Source organism: Microbacterium sp. JB110, from assembly GCF_003335195.1.
In the GTDB taxonomy this organism is placed as follows: domain Bacteria; phylum Actinomycetota; class Actinomycetes; order Actinomycetales; family Microbacteriaceae; genus Microbacterium.
The window spans coordinates 170,051-186,261 of the sequence record NZ_QPGM01000007.1 but is presented as its reverse complement, the minus strand read 5'-3'; the positions used below and the strand labels follow the sequence as shown (position 1 = coordinate 186,261).

At 69.4% G+C, this 16,211-nt stretch carries 16 protein-coding genes; 4 read left to right on the top strand and 12 right to left on the bottom strand.

Translation table 11 applies throughout. The features are described from left to right. Positions 1-8: 8 nt before the first annotated feature. Positions 9-638: a translation initiation factor IF-3 gene (gene infC / locus CIK77_RS13310; protein ID WP_087056569.1), complete on the bottom strand. Its 630-nt coding sequence runs from the start codon at positions 636-638 to the stop codon at positions 9-11. A 222-nt stretch (positions 639-860) separates the two neighbouring features. On the opposite strand from infC, the gene CIK77_RS13305 reads away from it, so the two are divergent. Further along, positions 861-1,289, top strand: a complete 429-nt coding sequence (locus CIK77_RS13305) for a DUF1844 domain-containing protein (protein ID WP_087056568.1) — start codon at positions 861-863, stop codon at positions 1,287-1,289. 131 nt (positions 1,290-1,420) lie between these two features. Here CIK77_RS13305 and CIK77_RS13300 read toward each other — a convergent pair whose 3' ends face one another. The 6 genes from CIK77_RS13300 to CIK77_RS13275 all read right to left on the bottom strand — a co-directional run bounded on the left by CIK77_RS13300 (position 1,421) and on the right by CIK77_RS13275 (position 5,943). Further along, complete coding sequence (locus CIK77_RS13300; protein WP_087056567.1) at positions 1,421-2,188, bottom strand: SseB family protein; 768 nt, start codon at positions 2,186-2,188, stop codon at positions 1,421-1,423. A gap of 4 nt (positions 2,189-2,192) precedes the next feature. After that, complete coding sequence (gene priA, locus CIK77_RS13295; protein WP_087056566.1) at positions 2,193-2,939, bottom strand: bifunctional 1-(5-phosphoribosyl)-5-((5-phosphoribosylamino)methylideneamino)imidazole-4-carboxamide isomerase/phosphoribosylanthranilate isomerase PriA; 747 nt, start codon at positions 2,937-2,939, stop codon at positions 2,193-2,195. A 184-nt stretch (positions 2,940-3,123) separates the two neighbouring features. Beyond that, positions 3,124-3,768 (bottom strand): imidazole glycerol phosphate synthase subunit HisH, encoded by a 645-nt coding sequence (gene hisH, locus CIK77_RS13290; protein WP_087056565.1) that lies wholly within the window; start codon positions 3,766-3,768, stop codon positions 3,124-3,126. After that, positions 3,765-4,370, bottom strand: a complete 606-nt coding sequence (gene hisB, locus CIK77_RS13285) for an imidazoleglycerol-phosphate dehydratase HisB (protein WP_087056564.1) — start codon at positions 4,368-4,370, stop codon at positions 3,765-3,767. Before hisB ends, hisH begins: the two co-directional genes overlap by 4 nt. Before the next feature lie 93 nt (positions 4,371-4,463). After that, a complete protein-coding gene (locus CIK77_RS13280; RefSeq protein WP_087056563.1) occupies positions 4,464-5,546 on the bottom strand; it encodes a histidinol-phosphate transaminase in 1,083 nt (360 codons plus the stop codon). A 46-nt stretch (positions 5,547-5,592) separates the two neighbouring features. Then, positions 5,593-5,943, bottom strand: coding sequence for a LysM peptidoglycan-binding domain-containing protein (locus CIK77_RS13275; protein ID WP_087056562.1), 351 nt, complete (start codon positions 5,941-5,943; stop codon positions 5,593-5,595). Between the two features lie 255 nt (positions 5,944-6,198). Between CIK77_RS13275 and lexA the strand changes: the two genes are divergently transcribed. Both lexA and CIK77_RS13265 read left to right on the top strand, forming a co-directional pair. Then, positions 6,199-6,894, top strand: coding sequence for a transcriptional repressor LexA (lexA, locus tag CIK77_RS13270; protein WP_087056561.1), 696 nt, complete (start codon positions 6,199-6,201; stop codon positions 6,892-6,894). A gap of 272 nt (positions 6,895-7,166) precedes the next feature. Beyond that, positions 7,167-9,149 (top strand): S9 family peptidase, encoded by a 1,983-nt coding sequence (locus CIK77_RS13265; RefSeq protein WP_087056560.1) that lies wholly within the window; start codon positions 7,167-7,169, stop codon positions 9,147-9,149. Positions 9,150-9,170: 21 nt separating this feature from the next. Here CIK77_RS13265 and hflX read toward each other — a convergent pair whose 3' ends face one another. Further along, positions 9,171-10,703, bottom strand: a complete 1,533-nt coding sequence (hflX, locus tag CIK77_RS13260) for a GTPase HflX (RefSeq protein WP_087056559.1) — start codon at positions 10,701-10,703, stop codon at positions 9,171-9,173. 49 nt (positions 10,704-10,752) lie between these two features. Between hflX and CIK77_RS13255 the strand changes: the two genes are divergently transcribed. Beyond that, positions 10,753-11,391, top strand: coding sequence for a class I SAM-dependent methyltransferase (locus CIK77_RS13255; protein ID WP_087056558.1), 639 nt, complete (start codon positions 10,753-10,755; stop codon positions 11,389-11,391). An 84-nt stretch (positions 11,392-11,475) separates the two neighbouring features. On the opposite strand, the gene dapF is transcribed toward CIK77_RS13255, so the two are convergent. The 4 genes from dapF to CIK77_RS13235 all read right to left on the bottom strand — a co-directional run bounded on the left by dapF (position 11,476) and on the right by CIK77_RS13235 (position 16,151). Continuing rightward, entirely contained in the window at positions 11,476-12,357 is an 882-nt protein-coding gene (gene dapF, locus CIK77_RS13250; RefSeq protein ID WP_087056557.1) for a diaminopimelate epimerase, read from the bottom strand. Positions 12,358-12,680: 323 nt separating this feature from the next. Next, the gene (gene miaA, locus CIK77_RS13245; protein ID WP_087056556.1) at positions 12,681-13,619 is read right to left on the bottom strand and encodes a tRNA (adenosine(37)-N6)-dimethylallyltransferase MiaA; all 939 of its coding nucleotides are present in this window, start codon (positions 13,617-13,619) and stop codon (positions 12,681-12,683) included. 4 nt (positions 13,620-13,623) lie between these two features. Next, positions 13,624-15,171, bottom strand: coding sequence for a tRNA (N6-isopentenyl adenosine(37)-C2)-methylthiotransferase MiaB (gene miaB, locus CIK77_RS13240; protein WP_087056555.1), 1,548 nt, complete (start codon positions 15,169-15,171; stop codon positions 13,624-13,626). A 77-nt stretch (positions 15,172-15,248) separates the two neighbouring features. After that, positions 15,249-16,151 (bottom strand): regulatory protein RecX, encoded by a 903-nt coding sequence (locus tag CIK77_RS13235; protein ID WP_087056554.1) that lies wholly within the window; start codon positions 16,149-16,151, stop codon positions 15,249-15,251. Positions 16,152-16,211 lie beyond the last annotated feature (60 nt).

Below are 16,211 nucleotides of genomic sequence, written 5' to 3'. Positions count from 1 at the left end.
GTGCGGTGTCAGTTCGCCTGATCGGTCGACTTCGCGTCGCGCGCGGCCTGCTTGTTCTTGGCGCGGGTGGCGTTCTGTTCGGCCTTCGCGTCGGATTTGTTGCGGTGCGGCGCGACGACCATCGTCATGTTGCGCCCGTCGAGTGTCGGGCGGTGTTCGATCGAGCCGAACTCCGACACGTCCTCGGCGAACTTCTGCAGGAGCTTCGCACCCATCTCCGGACGGGACTGCTCGCGCCCGCGGAAAAGGATCATCGCCTTGACCTTGTCTCCCGCCTGCAGGAACTTCTCCGCACGCTTGAGCTTGGTCTCGTAGTCGTGCGCATCGATCTTCAGGCGGAAACGAACCTCTTTGAGGATCGTGTTCGCCTGATTGCGGCGCGCTTCCTTGGCCTTCTGAGCGGCCTCGTACTTGAACTTTCCGTGGTCCATGATCTTGACCACGGGCGGCTTCGAGTTAGGAGCGACCTCGACCAGGTCGAGATCGGCTTCCTGGGCCAGACGCAGCGCAGCCTCGATGCGGACAACGCCGATCTGTTCGCCGTTCGGCCCGACGAGTCGGACCTCCGGAACGCGGATGCGCTCGTTGGTGCGGGGATCGCTGATGCGGAACTCCTTGGGTGCGATGGCTTCGACCACCGTGGCGCGACGGGCGCGTCACAGGCGAAGAAGATGATGCATTCCACCCGTGCACGACTCACGTCGGCTCACCCGTACATCCGCGAGGCGAATGACAACCGGCGCAGAACGCCGGTGGAGTGTGTGACCCGGTAGCCTGGAACGGCAAGCGCGGGTGGGATGAGAATCCTCTTTCGTCCGGATAATTCCGGAGCCGCGGACCACTCTAGCAGAGAGACCTCAATGAGCACCATTTCGCCCGATCCGGCAGCCGATGACCACCGCCGCGCCTTCGATGCCGAGCGGCAGGAGCGCTGGGACGAGCAGCAGGCGGCGTCCGCCTCGGTCGACGCGGTGCGCGACATCGCGGATGTCGGAGCCGTCGAGGTGCTCTCGACCGCGTGCGTGCACCTGATGAGCGCCGCAGCGGTGAAGCTCGGGCTGTCGGAGGGCGAGAACGCCGAAGAGCTCGTCGATCTCGACGAAGCCCGCAAGCTGCTCAACGGTCTCGCAGGGCTCGTCACGGCGGCGGCGCCCGAGATCAGCGATATGCACGCCCGCCCCATCCGCGACGGCCTGCGCTCCCTGCAGCTGCGCTTCCGCGAGATCTCTCAGGTGCCAGACGCCCCCGGCTCTGGCCCCGGCGAGAAGTGGACGGGCCCGGTGTCCTGACCACCGTTGCTCAGGTGCGGCGAACTGCCGCTATCCGGCTGGCTTGCGGGCGTTTCCCGCACCTGAGCGACGGGGCGCGGTCAGCGACAGGGCGCGGTCAGCGACAGGGCGCGGTCAGCGACAGGGCGCGGTCAGCGGTGGAGTTTGACCTGGAGGGAGTCGACGAGCACCGCGATGCGGTCGTCGGCGGCCCAACGGCGCGAAAGTCGCTGCAGGACCGTGTCGAGCTCCGCGCGGTCGAGGCCGTCGATGAGGCGCAGGTGCACCGTGACCTCCGGGCCGCGCATGCGTGCTTCGGGGTCACCGGGCTCGACCGACACGTCGATGACCGCGAGCTCCTGACCGATCGACTCCTGGAATCCGCGCACGACCTCGGGGCTGCGCCATCCCGGTTCCCACGGCTGCGACTGCGCGATGGCCCATACCGCCGGTCGGCGCACGACGAACTCGGTGCGACTGCCTGCGTCGACGACGACCAGATCCGTTTCCTCACCGGCGGCCGCCAGCGCAGCACGGGTGCCGGGAACGGGGATCGGACGGGCCTTCGGGTCCCACGCGCGCATGGTGTCGACGCTGGAGAACACCGGGAGCACCGTGCGTCCATCCGGTGCGGCGACCGACACGATCGACAGCTCCTGGGTCTTGTCGACGGTGTGACCGTGCGGGCCGATGCCCTCGTCCCCCGCTTCGGCGACGAGGGGTGCCAGCACACGCGCCTCGCGCAGCGCGTCGACGACCGAGACCTGATCGCCGGAGCCCTCGCGGAAGCCTTCGAGTGCGGCGAGCAGACGAGGATCTGCCGAACCGTCGTCTCCCGCGGCAGGATTCGGCCGGAAGGTGCGGCCTTCCCACGGCACGCCGGCGGAATCTGCCGTGTGCTCCTCGTGCCCGTGGCTCATGGTGTCAGTTCGAGGCGATGTCGAGCGCCTCGACGAGCGTGAATGCTCCCGCGTACAGGGCCTTGCCGACGATCGCACCCTCGACGCCCTCGGGAACCAGATCGCGCAGTGCCGCGATATCGTCGAGGTTCGACACGCCTCCGGAGGCGATCACGGGCTTGTCGGTGCGTCGGGCGACCTGGGTGAGCAGCTCGAGGTTCGGCCCGCGCAGCGTGCCGTCCTTGGTGACGTCGGTGAGGACATAGCGCGCGCATCCGGCGGCCTCGAGCCTGTCGAGCACCTCCCAGAGGTCGCCGCCCTCCTGCGTCCAGCCGCGAGCGGCGAGCGTGGTGCCGCGCACATCGAGACCGACGGCGATCGCCTCGCCGTAGCGGCTGATGATCGATCCGGTCCATTCCGGGTTCTCGAGCGCTGCCGTTCCGAGATTGATCCGGTGGGCACCGCTCTCGAGCGCGGCCTCGAGCGACGCGTCGTCGCGGATCCCGCCCGACAGCTCGATCTTGACGCCGCGGACCTGCTTGATCACCTTGCGGATGATGCCGGCGTTGTTGCCGCGGCCGAAGGCCGCGTCGAGGTCGACGAGGTGGATCCACTCCGCTCCCTGGTCGACCCAGTTCTCGGCGGCCTCGATGGGGCTGCCGTAGCTGGTCTCGGTGCCCGCCTCCCCCTGCGTCATGCGCACGGCCTTGCCGTCGGCGACATCGATGGCGGGAAGCAGGGTCAGTCCTGGCGTAGACGCGAAATCGTTCATAGCTCCTCGTGCCGGCAGGGCTCTCCCACCGTGTCGCACGAGCACTGAGAGTACGCGTGCTGGCACCCAACTTGCCAATCCGAGCGGTCCGGATGCCGCTCCGGCGTGTCGCGCGCACCGGACGATGCCCGTGGACTGACTGCCCCCGCGCCCTGCGACCGCCGCAGCGCGACTGCTGCGCCGATCAGTCGCGCAGTGACGTCACCCAGTTGCGCAGCAGCCGCACACCTGCCTCGCCCGACTTCTCAGGATGGAACTGGGTCGCCGACAGCGGCCCGTTCTCGACGGCGGCGATGAAGCGTCCGCCGTGCTGTGCCCAGGTCACGGCGGGCTCGGGGAACGGCGGGATGACATCCAGCGTCCAGCTCTGCGCCGCATACGAGTGCACGAAGTAGAACCGCTCGTTCTCGAGGCCGTCGAACAGCACGGATCCTTCGCCTGGCACGACGGTGTTCCAGCCCATGTGCGGAACGACGTCGGCCTCGAGCCTCGTGACCTCGCCCGGCCACTCCCCCAGCCCGTCGGTGGAGACTCCGCGCTCGACGCCTCGGGAGAACAGGACCTGCATACCGACGCAGATGCCGAGTACGGGCCGCCCGCCCGCGAGCCGACGCTCGACGAGCTCGCCGCCGCGGATCGCGTTCAGCTGCTCCATCACCGCGCCGAACGCGCCGACCCCCGGAACGACCAGGCCGTCCGCGTCGGCGACCAGGCCGCGATCGCGCGTGAGCCTCACCTCCGCTCCCGCCGCCTGCAGCGCTTTGACGGCGGAGTGGACGTTGCCTGAGCCGTAATCGAGAACGGCGACGAGCGGCGCCCTGACGGTCACAGGGCTCCCTTGGTCGAGGGAATCCCCTGCACGAGCGGGTCGAGTGACTTCGCCTGGCGGAACGCGCGGGCGAGCGCCTTGAACTCCGCTTCGGCGATATGGTGCGGGTCACGACCGCCGAGCACCCGCACGTGCACAGTGAGGCCAGCGTGGAAGGTCAGTGCCTCGAATGCGTGGCGCACCATCGAGCCGGTGAAGTGACCGCCGATCAGGTGCATCTCGAATCCCGCCGGCTCACCGGTGTGCACGAGGTACGGCCGGCCTGAGATGTCGACGACCGCCTGCGCGAGCGCTTCGTCGAGCGGCACCAGGGCGTCGCCGTAGCGCGAGATGCCCGACTTGTCACCCAGCGCCTCACGGATCGCTTCGCCGAGCACGATCGCGGTGTCCTCCACGGTGTGGTGCACATCGATATGAGTGTCGCCCGTCGCCTTCACGGTGAGGTCGGTCAGCGAGTGCTTCGCGAACGCGGTGAGCATGTGGTCGAAGAACGGCACACTCGTCGAGATGTCGCTGTTCCCCGTCCCGTCGAGGTCGAGCTCGAGCTCGATCGACGATTCGCTCGTGGAACGGGTGCGGCGTGCGATGCGGTCGCTGGTCATGGCACCAGTTTAGGGTGCGCAGCGAATCCCGGTGCCGCAGCGATCGCAGGAGGCACGCCGAGTGCGCAGCCCACCGCAGCGTCTCACCGGTCGTCAGCGGGCGGGCGTCAGCTCGGCCATCGCGTCGATGAAGGCCGTCGTCTCTGTCTCCGTGCCCGCGGTCACGCGCATGTGACCGGGTATGCCCAGATCCCGGATGAGGATGCCGCGGTCGCGCAGCTGCGCGAACGTCGCCTGCGGGTCGGCCACACCGGAGAACAGCACGAAGTTGGCCCCAGACGGGTACGCCCGATAGCCCAACGCGTCGAGGCCGGCCGACATGCGGTCGCGCTGGGCGACGATGTCGTCGACTGTTCTGAGCATCGTGCCCGCGTGCCGCAACGCGGCCTCGGCCGCCGCCTGTGTGATCGCGCTGAGATGGTACGGCAGCCGAACCAGCCGCAGCGCATCGACGAATGCGGGGTGAGCCGCGAGATATCCGACGCGTGCGCCGGCGAAGGCGAAGGCCTTGCTCATCGTGCGCGACACGACGAGGCGCTCGCGCCCTTCCAGCAGCGTGAGCGCGGACTCACTGCCGCGCGAGAACTCGGCATAGGCCTCGTCGACGATCACGATGCCGTCCGCCGCGTCGTAGACGGCCTCGATCACCGAGAGCGGAAGCGGCGTCCCCGTCGGGTTGTTCGGCGCGCACAGGAACACGACGTCCGGCCTCGCCTCCCGCACCTGCGCTGCGGCATCGGCCGGCTCGAGTTCGAAATCGGGTCCCCGTGTTCCTGCTGCCCACTCCGAGCCGACGCCGCGCGCGAGCAGTGAGTACATCGAGTAGGTCGGCGCGAAGCCGAAGGCAGACCGGCCGGGGCCGGCGAAGGCCTGGAGGATGTGCTGCAGCACCTCGTTCGACCCGTTGGCCGCCCAGATGTTCGACGCGTCGAGGTCGTGGCCGAGGTAGCGCGCGAAGCCCTCGCGCAGTCGGGTGAACTCGCGGTCGGGATAGCGGTTGACCTCGCTGAGTGCCGCCGCGACCGACGATGTCACGTCTGCGACCACCTCGTCGGGGACCCGATGGGTGTTCTCATTGACGTTGAGCGCAACCGGCACCGGCATCTGCGGTGCGCCGTACGGCGACTGGCCGCGCAGGTCGTCGCGGATCGGGAGGTCTTCGAAGGAGAGTGCCACCGGTCAATCGTACGCGGCGCGGCCGCCGCCGGAGCGCCGCTCAGGATCAGTCCTGCGCGTACTCCGTGGGAATCGCGAGCTCCTGGCCCGCCATCAGCGCGCCGCCCTGAAGCTGATTGAGGTGGGCGATGTCGTCGACGACGTCGCGGGGATCGTGGCCTGGCGCCACGAGCTGCGCGATGCTCCAGAGCGAGTCGCCAGACAGAACGGTGACGGTCTCGAACGATCCAGCAGGCGCGCCGCCATCGATAGAGCCGAGAGCGGCACCGGAGCCCATCACGGCGGCGACGGCGAGACCGGCGACGACGGGGAGCGCAGCAAAGGCTGCGAGCACGCGGCGTCCGCGAACCGTCAGCCGAAGGCGCGTGTGCGGTACGGCGAGTGCAACGGTGGTCATGTCTCCTCCTCGGATGGAACGCGCTTCGCACTCGGCTGCTCGGCCGGGAGAGCCGAGTGCGAAGCTACGTACCGAATCTATCTTCGAATACATCGCTGGGTCAAGCCTTTCTTCGAAACGGGCTTCGAGATTTCTCCGGACACGCTCGAACAAAGCTCTCGAAACTCCCGGCGACTGGGGTACGGTCGTGGTGTCGGAGGCAACCTCACCACGGACCTCCGACATTCGAGATGTCGAATCGAACCTGGAGCACTCATGAGCGACGACGCAGCGCACAGCGGCACCGCACCTTCGACCCCGCGCACGCGGCGGCGTCGCAGCCTCAGCGACAAGCAGATGGCGATCCTCGAGGTCATCCAGCGGTCGATCCAGAAGCACGGCTATCCGCCCTCGATGCGCGAGATCGGCGACGCCGTCGGCCTCAAGTCGCTCTCCAGCGTCACCCATCAGCTCGGCCAGCTCGAGCTGAGCGGCTATCTGCGACGCGACCCAGGCAAGACGCGCGCGATGGAGGTGCTCATCGACCTACCCGGTGTGTCGGGCGAGAACCCGGCCGACGTCGCCCCTCCTGTCGGAGACGCGGCGATGATCCCGCTCGTCGGCCAGATCGCCGCAGGTGTCCCGATCACGGCCGAGCAGCAGGTCGAAGAAGTCTTCCCACTCCCCAGGCAGCTGGTGGGCAAGGGGGAGCTGTTCATGCTCAAGGTCAACGGCGAATCGATGATCGACGCGGCCATCTGCGATGGCGACTGGGTCGTCGTGCGCACGCAGAGCACTGCGGAGAACGGCGACATCGTCGCGGCGATGCTCGACGGTGAGGCGACCGTGAAGGTGTTCCGTCAGCGCGACGGGCACACCTGGCTGCTCCCCCGCAATACGAACTTCGAGCCGATCCTCGGCGACGAGTCGACGGTGCTCGGCAAGATCGTCGCGGTGCTGCGCGCGGTCTGAGCGCGTGAGCAGGGGGGCGGTGCCGGAGTCATCCGGCACCGCCCCCCTGCTGCTGTGACGACGTCGAACGGGCGCGACCGCGTCAGCTGCTGACGAGATCCGGCACGAGCTCGTCTGGCGGATCCGGCTCCCTCCGTTTCGCCGACGCCTCGTGCACCCCACGATGCCGGCGACGGCTCGAGCGACGCATCGGTATGTGTCGGCATGGGTCGCGGCGTGACGTCGCCTTCGACGTCGTGCGCGATTGCTCCGGCGTGCAATAGCGTGGTGACATGGCCCCTATCGACCAGCTCGCGTACGGCACATGGCCGTCGCCGATTCGTCCAGAGGACATGCCGTCCGGATCCCTCAGACTCGGTCGTGCCCAGTACGTCTCAGGCGAGGCCTGGTGGGCCGAGTCCGTGCCGGCGGAGCGGGGGCGCACGGCGATCCTCCGCTCCGGCGGTTCTGACCCTGTGCTGCCCGCCCCGTGGAGCGCGCGATCTCGCGTGCACGAATACGGCGGGGGCGCGTGGGCTGCTCTCGACGACGAGCGATTCGCCTTCGTGAACCAGGCGGACCAGCGCGTCTACATCGCCCGTGCCGGTACCGAGCCGTCCCCGCTGACCGCGGACGACGCCAGGCTGGCTCACGGCGATCTCGTGTGGGCGGACGGCGCACTGTGGGCGGTGCGCGAGACACACGACGCCGCGCTGTCGACGCCGCGACGGGAGATCGTCCGGATCCCGGATGACGGCTCCGGCGCAGCCGATCCCGATGCCGTCACAGTCGTCGTCGCAGGAAGCGACTTCGTCGCCTACCCCGCCCCGCGCGCTGGCAGGCTCGCGTGGATCGCGTGGGACCACCCCGACATGCCGTGGGACGCCGCGGAGCTGCGGGTCGGCACACTCGACGAGGACGGCACGGTGTCGGACTGGGTCGTCGCCGCAGGCGGGCACGGCGCGACGGGCGGCGCGGACGTCGCGGCCCTGCAGCCGGAGTGGACGGGCGACGACGAGCTGCTGTTCACCCAGGACCCCCCGAGCGCGTCCCGCTCCGATCCCGCGCGCGGCGCACGATGGAACCTGTTCGTCATCCGATTCGACGACGATCTCACGCACGCTCCGGCCGCGCCGGTCTACGTCGTCGACGGTGACACGGGAGGCCCGCTGTGGAGCCTCGGATCACGTTGGTACGCGGCGCTCGACGACGGCAACGTCGTGGCGGTCGTCACGGACGGCCGTTCCCGACTGATGCTCATCGAACCCGTCTCCGGCAACGTCACGGAGCTGGAGACGCCGCTGACCGGCGACGTGCAGGTGCACGACGTGCGCGGCAGGCGGGTGCTGCTCACCGGCGCGGGAGCGTCCGTGCCAGGCGGACTCTGGGAGCTCGACGTGTCGGCCCGGTCCCTCGCGCCGCTGCGCGGCGGCGAGGTCGACCCGGCGTCGGGGCCGCGCCCTCCTGCCTCCCCGATGACCTTCGCCGGCCCCCTCGGCCCGGTGCACGCGTTCTTCTACCCGCCATCGAGCCCCAGCGCCGTCGGTCTCGACGGAGAGCTGCCGCCCGTCGTCGTGCTCGTGCACGGCGGCCCGACCGGTCACGTCACCGGCGACCTGTCGCAGAACGCCGCGTTCTTCACCAGCCGCGGGATCGGCGTGCTGGATGTGAACTACGGCGGCTCATCCGGCTACGGGCGCGCCTACCGCGAGCGGCTGTCCGGCGGGTGGGGCCTCTCCGACGTGCAGGATGTGGCCGCCGCTGCGCGCGGACTCGTCGATGCGGGGCTCGCCGACCCCGCTCGCATCGCGATCAAGGGCGGGTCGGCCGGCGGCTGGACCGTGCTGTGCGCTCTCGCCGACACCGACGTGTTCGCCGCAGGCATCTGCCGCTACGGCGTCGCCGACCTGCGCATGCTGCTGGCCGAGACGCACGACTTCGAGGCCCGCTACCTCGATGGCCTCGTCGGCCCGTGGCCGGAGGCGGAGGCCGACTACATCGAGCGCTCGCCCCTGTCGCGCCCGGAGAGCCTCACCACGCCGCTTCTCATCCTGCAGGGCAGCGACGACCCGGTCGTGCCGCCGTCGCAGTCGGAGGCGCTGCGCGACGCGCTCGCGGACAACGGGGTGCCGCACGCCTATCTGCTGTTCGAAGGAGAAGGGCACGGGTTCCGGCAGTCCGACACCATCGTGAAGTGCTTCGCGTCCGAGCTGGCCTTCCTCGGTCAGGTGCTCGGGTTCGAAACTCCAGGCGTCAGCCCCGTCGACCTCGCCTGACCACCGCGGGGCCGGAGCTGCTCACTCGGTGCGGAACGCCTCGAGGTCGGCGGCGAGTCGGGGGCTGACACGGGCGTGCACGAAGGTGCCGTCCGTCTCGTGGCGCCGTTCGAGCAGCTGACCGGTTTCGTGCACCGCCGACACGAGGTCACCGCGGTCGTACGGCACCACCACTCGCACCTCGACCGCCGGCAGCGGAAGCGTCTCCTCGACGATGCGACGCAGCTCGTCGATGCCCTCGCCCGTGTGCGATGACACGAACACGGCGCGCGGCTCGAGTCCGTGCAGCACCAGGCGCGCGCTCTCGTCGATCAGGTCGGCCTTGTTGAACACCACGACCTCCGGCAGGTCGCGCGCGCCGACATCGCCCATCACGTCGCGCACCGTCTTGATCTGGCTCGCCGGATCCGGATGGTTGGCGTCGACCACGTGCAGCACGACGTCGGCCTCCGCGACCTCCTCGAGGGTGGAGCGGAACGCCTCGACGAGCTGGTGCGGCAGATTGCGCACGAAGCCGACGGTGTCGGCGAAGGTGAACACCCGACCGTCCGATGTCTGGGAGCGCCGCACGGTCGAGTCGAGGGTGGCGAACAGCGCGTTCTCGACGAGCACTCCGGCGGCCGTGAGCCGGTTGAGTAGGCTCGACTTGCCCGCGTTGGTGTACCCGGCGATCGCGACGGACGGGATGGTGTGGCGTTTGCGCTCTGACCGCTTCGCGTCGCGGGCCGGGGCGAACTGCGCGATCTGCTTGCGCAGGATCGCCATCCGGGTGCGGATACGGCGACGGTCGAGCTCCATCTTCGTCTCGCCTGGCCCGCGCGAGCCCATGCCGGCTCCCGCTGCGCCGACCTGGCCACCGGCCTGCCGGCTCATCGAGTCACCCCAGCCGCGCAGACGCGGCAGCAGGTACTCGAGCTGCGCCAGCTCCACCTGGGCCTTGCCCTCGCGCGTCTTCGCGTGCTGGGCGAAGATGTCGAGGATCACGGCCGTGCGGTCGACGACCTTCACCTTGACGACGTCCTCGAGCGCGCGGCGCTGCGACGGAGCCAGCTCCGTGTCGGCGACCACCGTGTCGGCGCCGACCGATGCGACCAGATCGCGCAGCTGCTCCGCCTTGCCCTTGCCCAGGTAGGTCGCCGGATCCGGATGGGGACGGCCCTGCAGCACGCCGTCGAGGACGACGGCACCGGCGGTCTCCGCGAGCGCGGCGAGCTCGTGCAGCGAGTTCTCCGCGTCGGCGAGAGATCCCTGCGTGTACACACCGACGAGCACGACGTTCTCCAGCCTCGTCTCGCGGTACTCGACCTCCGTGACGTCCTCGAGCTCCGTCGACAGGCTCGGCACCCGACGCAGCGCGTGCCGGTCCTCGACGTCCCACTGGTCGCCGTCGGCGCTTCCTGCGGCCGTCGACGTCTCCTGCAGCGCCTGTGCCGCCCCGAAGATCCGCACACCGCTGCGGGAGCCCGCGCGGGCCAGGACGCGATCGACCGCGTCGTCGGCCGCCGTGTGCGGTGCGTCGTCGGACGTCGGGAGGGGGGACGTCGTATCAGTCATGTAATCCTTCGATGGGAAACGGGAGCCTTTAAGGGTAACGTTGCGGGCTATGGGAGACCACTATTTCAGCGAAGCTCCCTCCAGCGTCGACAAGCCTCGACGCATCCGCATCCCGGTCGCAGGCCGTGAGGTGGAGGTGACGACGAACGCCGGCGTCTTCAGCCCCGATCGACTCGATGTCGGTACGCGGGTCCTGCTGACGCACACGCCGGCGCCGCCCTCGGGTGGCGACTTCCTCGACCTCGGATGCGGCTGGGGGCCGATCACGCTCGACCTCGCCGGTGCCTCACCGCATGCGCGGGTGTGGGCGGTCGACGTGAACGAGCGGGCGCTCGACCTCGTGCGCAGCAATGCGGCCGAGCTCGGTCTCGACAATGTCAACGCGGTCAGGCCGGAAGATGTTCCCGCCGACGTGCGGTTCCGCACCATCCGGTCGAACCCTCCCATCCGGGTCGGGAAGGCCGTGCTGCACGATCTGATGGAGGAGTGGATCCCGCGGCTCGACGAGCGCAGCGACGCCTACCTCGTGGTCAAGCGCGATCTCGGCAGCGATTCACTGCAGCGGTGGCTCGATGCCTCCCTGGCACGCGACTTCAGTGTGCGCAGGCACGCGACCGCGAAGGGCTTCCGCGTGATCAAGGTGCGCCACCACGGGACGCCGAGGACCGAACCTCTCACCATCGGCTGACGCCGGAGGATCGTATTCCGTCTGAGGCATACAGTGCCGGATGTCGCCGTTCGAACGAGCAGGCGGTCCCGTCGCCGCGGTCGCTCAGTCGGCCAGTGTGACTGTGCCGGTGTATACGAGCGTTGCGGGCCCGGAGAGCGAGACGCGCTCCCCGTCGGGGTGCGCAGTCATCTTCACCGAGAGCGTGCCGCCTGGGACATCGACGTGCCAGTGGTCCGGAGCGCCGGCTCCCGCCCATTCGCGCACCGCGAGCGCCGTGGCGACGACGCCGGTGCCGCAGCTGAGCGTCTCCCCCACCCCGCGCTCGAACACACGCATCCGCACCTGGCCCACGCCGTCGACCACGAGCGGATCCTCCGGCACCACGAACTCGATGTTCGCACCGTGCTCGGGAAGTGGTTCGACGATCGGCTGCACAGCGAGGTCGAGCGTGTCCAGCTCTTCGGTCGAGGCGAGCGCAACGACGATGTGAGGATTGCCGACGTCGATGCCGAGACCGGGTCGGGCGACGCTGACGCCGCGACCGCGCACCGTCGGCTCGGTCGTCGAAGCGCGCCAGCCGCCCATGTCGACCAGGAAGCCGTCGTCGCTGCGGGTCACCTCGCGCACGCCGGCTCGGGTGCCGATGGGGAGGGAGCCATCCGATGCCACCTCCGCGAGGCCGGAGTCGATCAGGTACCTGGCGAATACGCGCACGCCGTTGCCACACATCTCGGCGACGGAGCCGTCGGCGTTCCGGTAGTCCATGAACCATTCGGCATCCGCGTTCTCGGCGAGCGCCGAGGCGCCATCCGGGATGCTCGCCGACTTGACCGCGCGCAGCAGGCCGTCCGCCCCGATTCCGACGTGCCGGTCGCACAGCGCGGCGACCTGCTCATCCGAGAGGTCGAGCTCCGCTGAAGGGTCGGAGATCACGACGAAGTCGTTGCCGGTGCCATGCCCCTTGGTGAACGCGATGTCCGTCATACTCCCAGTCTACGTTTCGAAGCCACCGCCGGATGCGCCGCTGCTGCCCATCCGGACCGCCGCGAAGGACAGCCGCACGGCCCGCGAGATACGCACTTTTTCGACGAAGGCGCGTATAGATCGGCGCATCTGGACGGAAAGTGCGCATCTCGGCAGCGGGGCTAGGGAGTGTCTGATAATTCGCGGCGTTGCGAGCATGGGTGATGTGTGCCGGATCGCTAGGCCGAGGAGGGAGGCGATGCGGAGCCATCGTCGACCGACGAGAACGACGCGAGCCGGTGCACAGCACCCAGCGCAGTAGCCGACGAATTATCAGACACGACCTAGTCGCGTAGGGAAGCGGCGATGTCGGCTGCGGTGGTGGGGGCGAGGGGGGTGTCGAGCCAGCGAGTCTCCGCGTAGCGGTTGAACCAGCTCACCTGCCGGCGGGCGTAGCGCCGGGTGAGCGCCTGGGTGCGCTCGATCGCTTCCTGCTCGGCGATCTCGCCGTTCAGCTGCGCCAGCGCCTGTGCGTATCCGATCGCGCGGCTGGCGGTCGCGCCGCGCTCCAGCCCCACCTCGCGCAGGCGAGCGGTCTCGAGCAGCATGCCGTCCTGCCACATCCGTTCGACCCGTCGATCGAGGCGTTCCACGAGTGCGGCGCGCTCCGCGCGCAGGCCGATGATCGCCGTGCCTTCCCGCCACAGCACCGGTCGTTCCGGAAGGGAGGCCCGATGCCCGTTCTCACCCTGCTCCAGCACCTCGAGAGCGCGCACGACGCGGCGGCCGTTGCGGGGGTCGATCCGCTCCGCCGTCTCGGGGTCGCGTTCGCGGAGCCGCGCGAACAGGGCGCTCGCCCCCTCCGCCTCGAGCTGTGCCTCCAGGCGCGCGCGCAGCGCGTGGTCACGCGGAGGGAAGCGGAAGTCGTACACGACGCTGGAGACGTACAGACCGGAGCCTCCGACGAGGATCGCATGCCTTCCCCGCGCGAAGATGTCGCGAACGGCCTCGCGCGCCGCCTCCTGGTAGCGGGCGACGGCCGCTTCCTGGGTGACATCGAGCACGTCGAACAGGTGGTGGGCGATGCCGCGACGCTCGTCGACGGCGACCTTGGCCGTGCCGATGTCCATGCCGCGGTACAGCTGCATGGCATCGGCGTTCACGATCTCGGCGCCCTCACCTCCGAGCGCCTCGGCGAGGTCGAGCGAGAAGTCGCTCTTGCCCGTCCCTGTGGCGCCGACGACGGCGATCAGCCGCGGTCGCTGTGAGGCGGCCTGCGTCATCCGCTCAGACGCCGACGCGCAGCGCGGGAAGTCCGAGCCTGACCGGGCCTGCCTGCTGCGTCGTGTCGCTGCTCGGGACGCCGCAGCTGGCAGCATCCGCGTTCTCCCACGCGTCGCCGGCGCGTGTGCGACGAATCCGCAGCTCGGCACCGGCCGGAGCGTCGGCGAGCAGATGCGACGGGGCAGCATGCGTGACAGTGACGGTGACGACGTCGCCGGGGCGCGGTGCGTCCGATCCCTCAGGCACCTCGAAATGCACGAGCCGGTTGTCTTCGGCTCGGCCGGTGAGGCGGAGCGTTGCCGCGTCCTTCTTGCCTTCGCCCTTCGAGACGAGCACCTCGAGCGTGCGCCCGAGCTGCTTCTGGTTCTCCTCGAGCGTGATGCGCTGCTGCAGCTCCATGAGGCGGTTGTAGCGCTCCTGCACGACGTCCTTCGGCACCTGGTCGGCCATCGTGGCCGCCGGCGTGCCCTCGCGGATCGAGTACTGGAACGTGAAGGCGCTGGAGAAGCGTGCCTCTTCGACGACGCGGAGCGTCTCCTGGAAGTCCTCTTCCGTCTCGCCGGGGAAACCGACGATGATGTCGGTCGTGATCGCCGCGTCGGGCATGCGCTCGCGAACCCTCTCGAGGATTCCGAGGAACTTCCGGCTGCGGTACGAGCGTCGCATGGCGCGCAGGATGCGGTCGCTGCCCGACTGCAGCGGCATGTGCAGCTGCGGCATCACGTTCTCGGTCTCGGCCATCGCGTCGATGACATCGTCGGTGAAGGCCGCAGGGTGCGGGCTGGTGAAGCGGACGCGCTCGAGCCCCTCGACGTCGCCGGCTGCGCGCAGCAGCTTGCCGAAGGCGTGCCTGTCGCCGAACTCCACGCCGTACGAGTTGACGTTCTGGCCCAGCAGCGTCACCTCGATCGCGCCGTCATCGACAAGAAGCCGGATCTCGTTCAGGATGTCGCCCGGTCGGCGATCCTTCTCCTTGCCGCGCAGGCTCGGCACGATGCAGAACGTGCAGGTGTTGTTGCAGCCGACCGAGATCGAGACCCAGCCGCTGTAGATGTTGTCTCGCTTCGTCGGCAGCGTGGAGGGGAAGACCTCGAGCGATTCGAGGATCTCGAGCTCGGCTTCCTCGTTGTGGCGCGACCGCTCGAGCAGCTGAGGGAGCGAGCCCATGTTGTGTGTGCCGAACACGACGTCGACCCACGGCGCCTTCTCCTGCACCGCGTCCTTGTCCATCTGCGCGAGGCAGCCGCCGACGGCGATCTGCATGCCCTCGTGCTTCTCCTTGCGCGACTTCAGATAGCCGAGCGTGCCGTACAGCTTTCCCGCCGCGTTGTCGCGGACCGCACAGGTGTTGATGATCACCACATCGGCGTCCTCGCCGGCGGGCGCTTTCACGTACCCCGCGCTCTCGAGCGAACCGGAGAGGCGCTCGGAGTCGTGCACGTTCATCTGGCAGCCGAAGGTGCGCACCTCATAGGAACGTGCGCGGCCGTCGGGCGTCACGGCGGCGAGCGACGGCTCGATCAGGGTCGGAGCGCTGGATGGCATAGTCATGACCGCTCCATTGTACGCGGCGACCCTGATGCGGGATCTGCCGGATCGATCGCCGTGCCGCGCTGGCCGACGCGGGGCTACTCGAAGCGCACGCGGCTGGGCGGTGCGTTCTGCTCATCGAGCGCGCGCCTGGCCACGGACATGGCGAACCCGCCGTATCCGCGCCGGGAGAGCTGCCCGACGAGCCTGCGCAGCGCCACGTCGTCGTCGTAGCGCGCAAGCTGCCGCGCCTTCGTGCGGGCGAACTCGAGCGCACGCTCGTAATCGTCATCCGGAAGCTCCGCGATCACACGGTCGACGACGTCGCGAGCGACGCCGCGCTTCTGCAGCGACTGCGAGATGGCGCGCCGCCCCTCGTTGCGATGCGTGGTCGCCTGGAACACGATCTGCTCGGCGAGACGCTCGTCATCGAGAGCGCCCGACCGCTCGAGCCGATCGATGATGTCTTCGACCGCGTCGGCGTGCACCTCCTGCTGTCGAAGCTTGCCGCGCGCCTCCGAGACCGACAGCCCGCGCGCCCCGAGCGAGCGCAGCAGCTTGCGCTCTGCCTTCGCTGCGGCCTCGTCGACCTCGCCTGCCGAATCGTCTTCGACGTCTGAGAGCGCGACGAAGCGCACGCCGTCGCGTTCCGCGGTCTCCACTCTCGGCGCGGGGCGAACGCCCCTGTCGGTCGGCCTCAGGTCGCGCCACGTCGTGTGCCACGCTTCGCCCTCGGGCCCTGCGGGAGCGTCGCGCTCGTTCTCGTCTCGGCGCTCACCGCGCCCGCCGATCGCGTCGGCATCATCCGGCGCTTCCGTGCGCACCTGGTCGGACGTGCCCTCTGCACCTGCTGCAGGAAATCGCCGCACGGGGAACGTGCGCGGGCTCCCACCCTCTCGCGCGGTCTCCCCCGGTTCCGTGCTCGCACCGTTGGGCGCGTGTCGGCCGCCGAAGAGTGGAATCACCGGTGCGACATCGTCATCGGACTCGTTCGCCGTCATGCTCTCACCTCGTCACGATTGCGGTGGGGCGGCTGCTGCTTCTCGGGCCCTCAGCCGCCC

What these genes read in the sequence shown, in the direction of transcription:
- CIK77_RS13305 (WP_087056568.1), top strand. Translation starts at nt 861, where the DNA reads ATGAGCACCATTTCGCCCGATCCGGCAGCCGATGACCACCGCCGCGCC.
- CIK77_RS13300 (WP_087056567.1), bottom strand. Translation starts at nt 2,188, where the DNA reads ATGAGCCACGGGCACGAGGAGCACACGGCAGATTCCGCCGGCGTGCCG.
- priA (WP_087056566.1), bottom strand. Translation starts at nt 2,939, where the DNA reads ATGAACGATTTCGCGTCTACGCCAGGACTGACCCTGCTTCCCGCCATC.
- hisB (WP_087056564.1), bottom strand. Translation starts at nt 4,370, where the DNA reads ATGACCAGCGACCGCATCGCACGCCGCACCCGTTCCACGAGCGAATCG.
- CIK77_RS13275 (WP_087056562.1), bottom strand. Translation starts at nt 5,943, where the DNA reads ATGACCACCGTTGCACTCGCCGTACCGCACACGCGCCTTCGGCTGACG.
- lexA (WP_087056561.1), top strand. Translation starts at nt 6,199, where the DNA reads ATGAGCGACGACGCAGCGCACAGCGGCACCGCACCTTCGACCCCGCGC.
- CIK77_RS13265 (WP_087056560.1), top strand. Translation starts at nt 7,167, where the DNA reads ATGGCCCCTATCGACCAGCTCGCGTACGGCACATGGCCGTCGCCGATT.
- hflX (WP_087056559.1), bottom strand. Translation starts at nt 10,703, where the DNA reads ATGACTGATACGACGTCCCCCCTCCCGACGTCCGACGACGCACCGCAC.
- CIK77_RS13255 (WP_087056558.1), top strand. Translation starts at nt 10,753, where the DNA reads ATGGGAGACCACTATTTCAGCGAAGCTCCCTCCAGCGTCGACAAGCCT.
- dapF (WP_087056557.1), bottom strand. Translation starts at nt 12,357, where the DNA reads ATGACGGACATCGCGTTCACCAAGGGGCATGGCACCGGCAACGACTTC.
- miaA (WP_087056556.1), bottom strand. Translation starts at nt 13,619, where the DNA reads ATGACGCAGGCCGCCTCACAGCGACCGCGGCTGATCGCCGTCGTCGGC.
- miaB (WP_087056555.1), bottom strand. Translation starts at nt 15,171, where the DNA reads ATGACTATGCCATCCAGCGCTCCGACCCTGATCGAGCCGTCGCTCGCC.
- CIK77_RS13235 (WP_087056554.1), bottom strand. Translation starts at nt 16,151, where the DNA reads ATGACGGCGAACGAGTCCGATGACGATGTCGCACCGGTGATTCCACTC.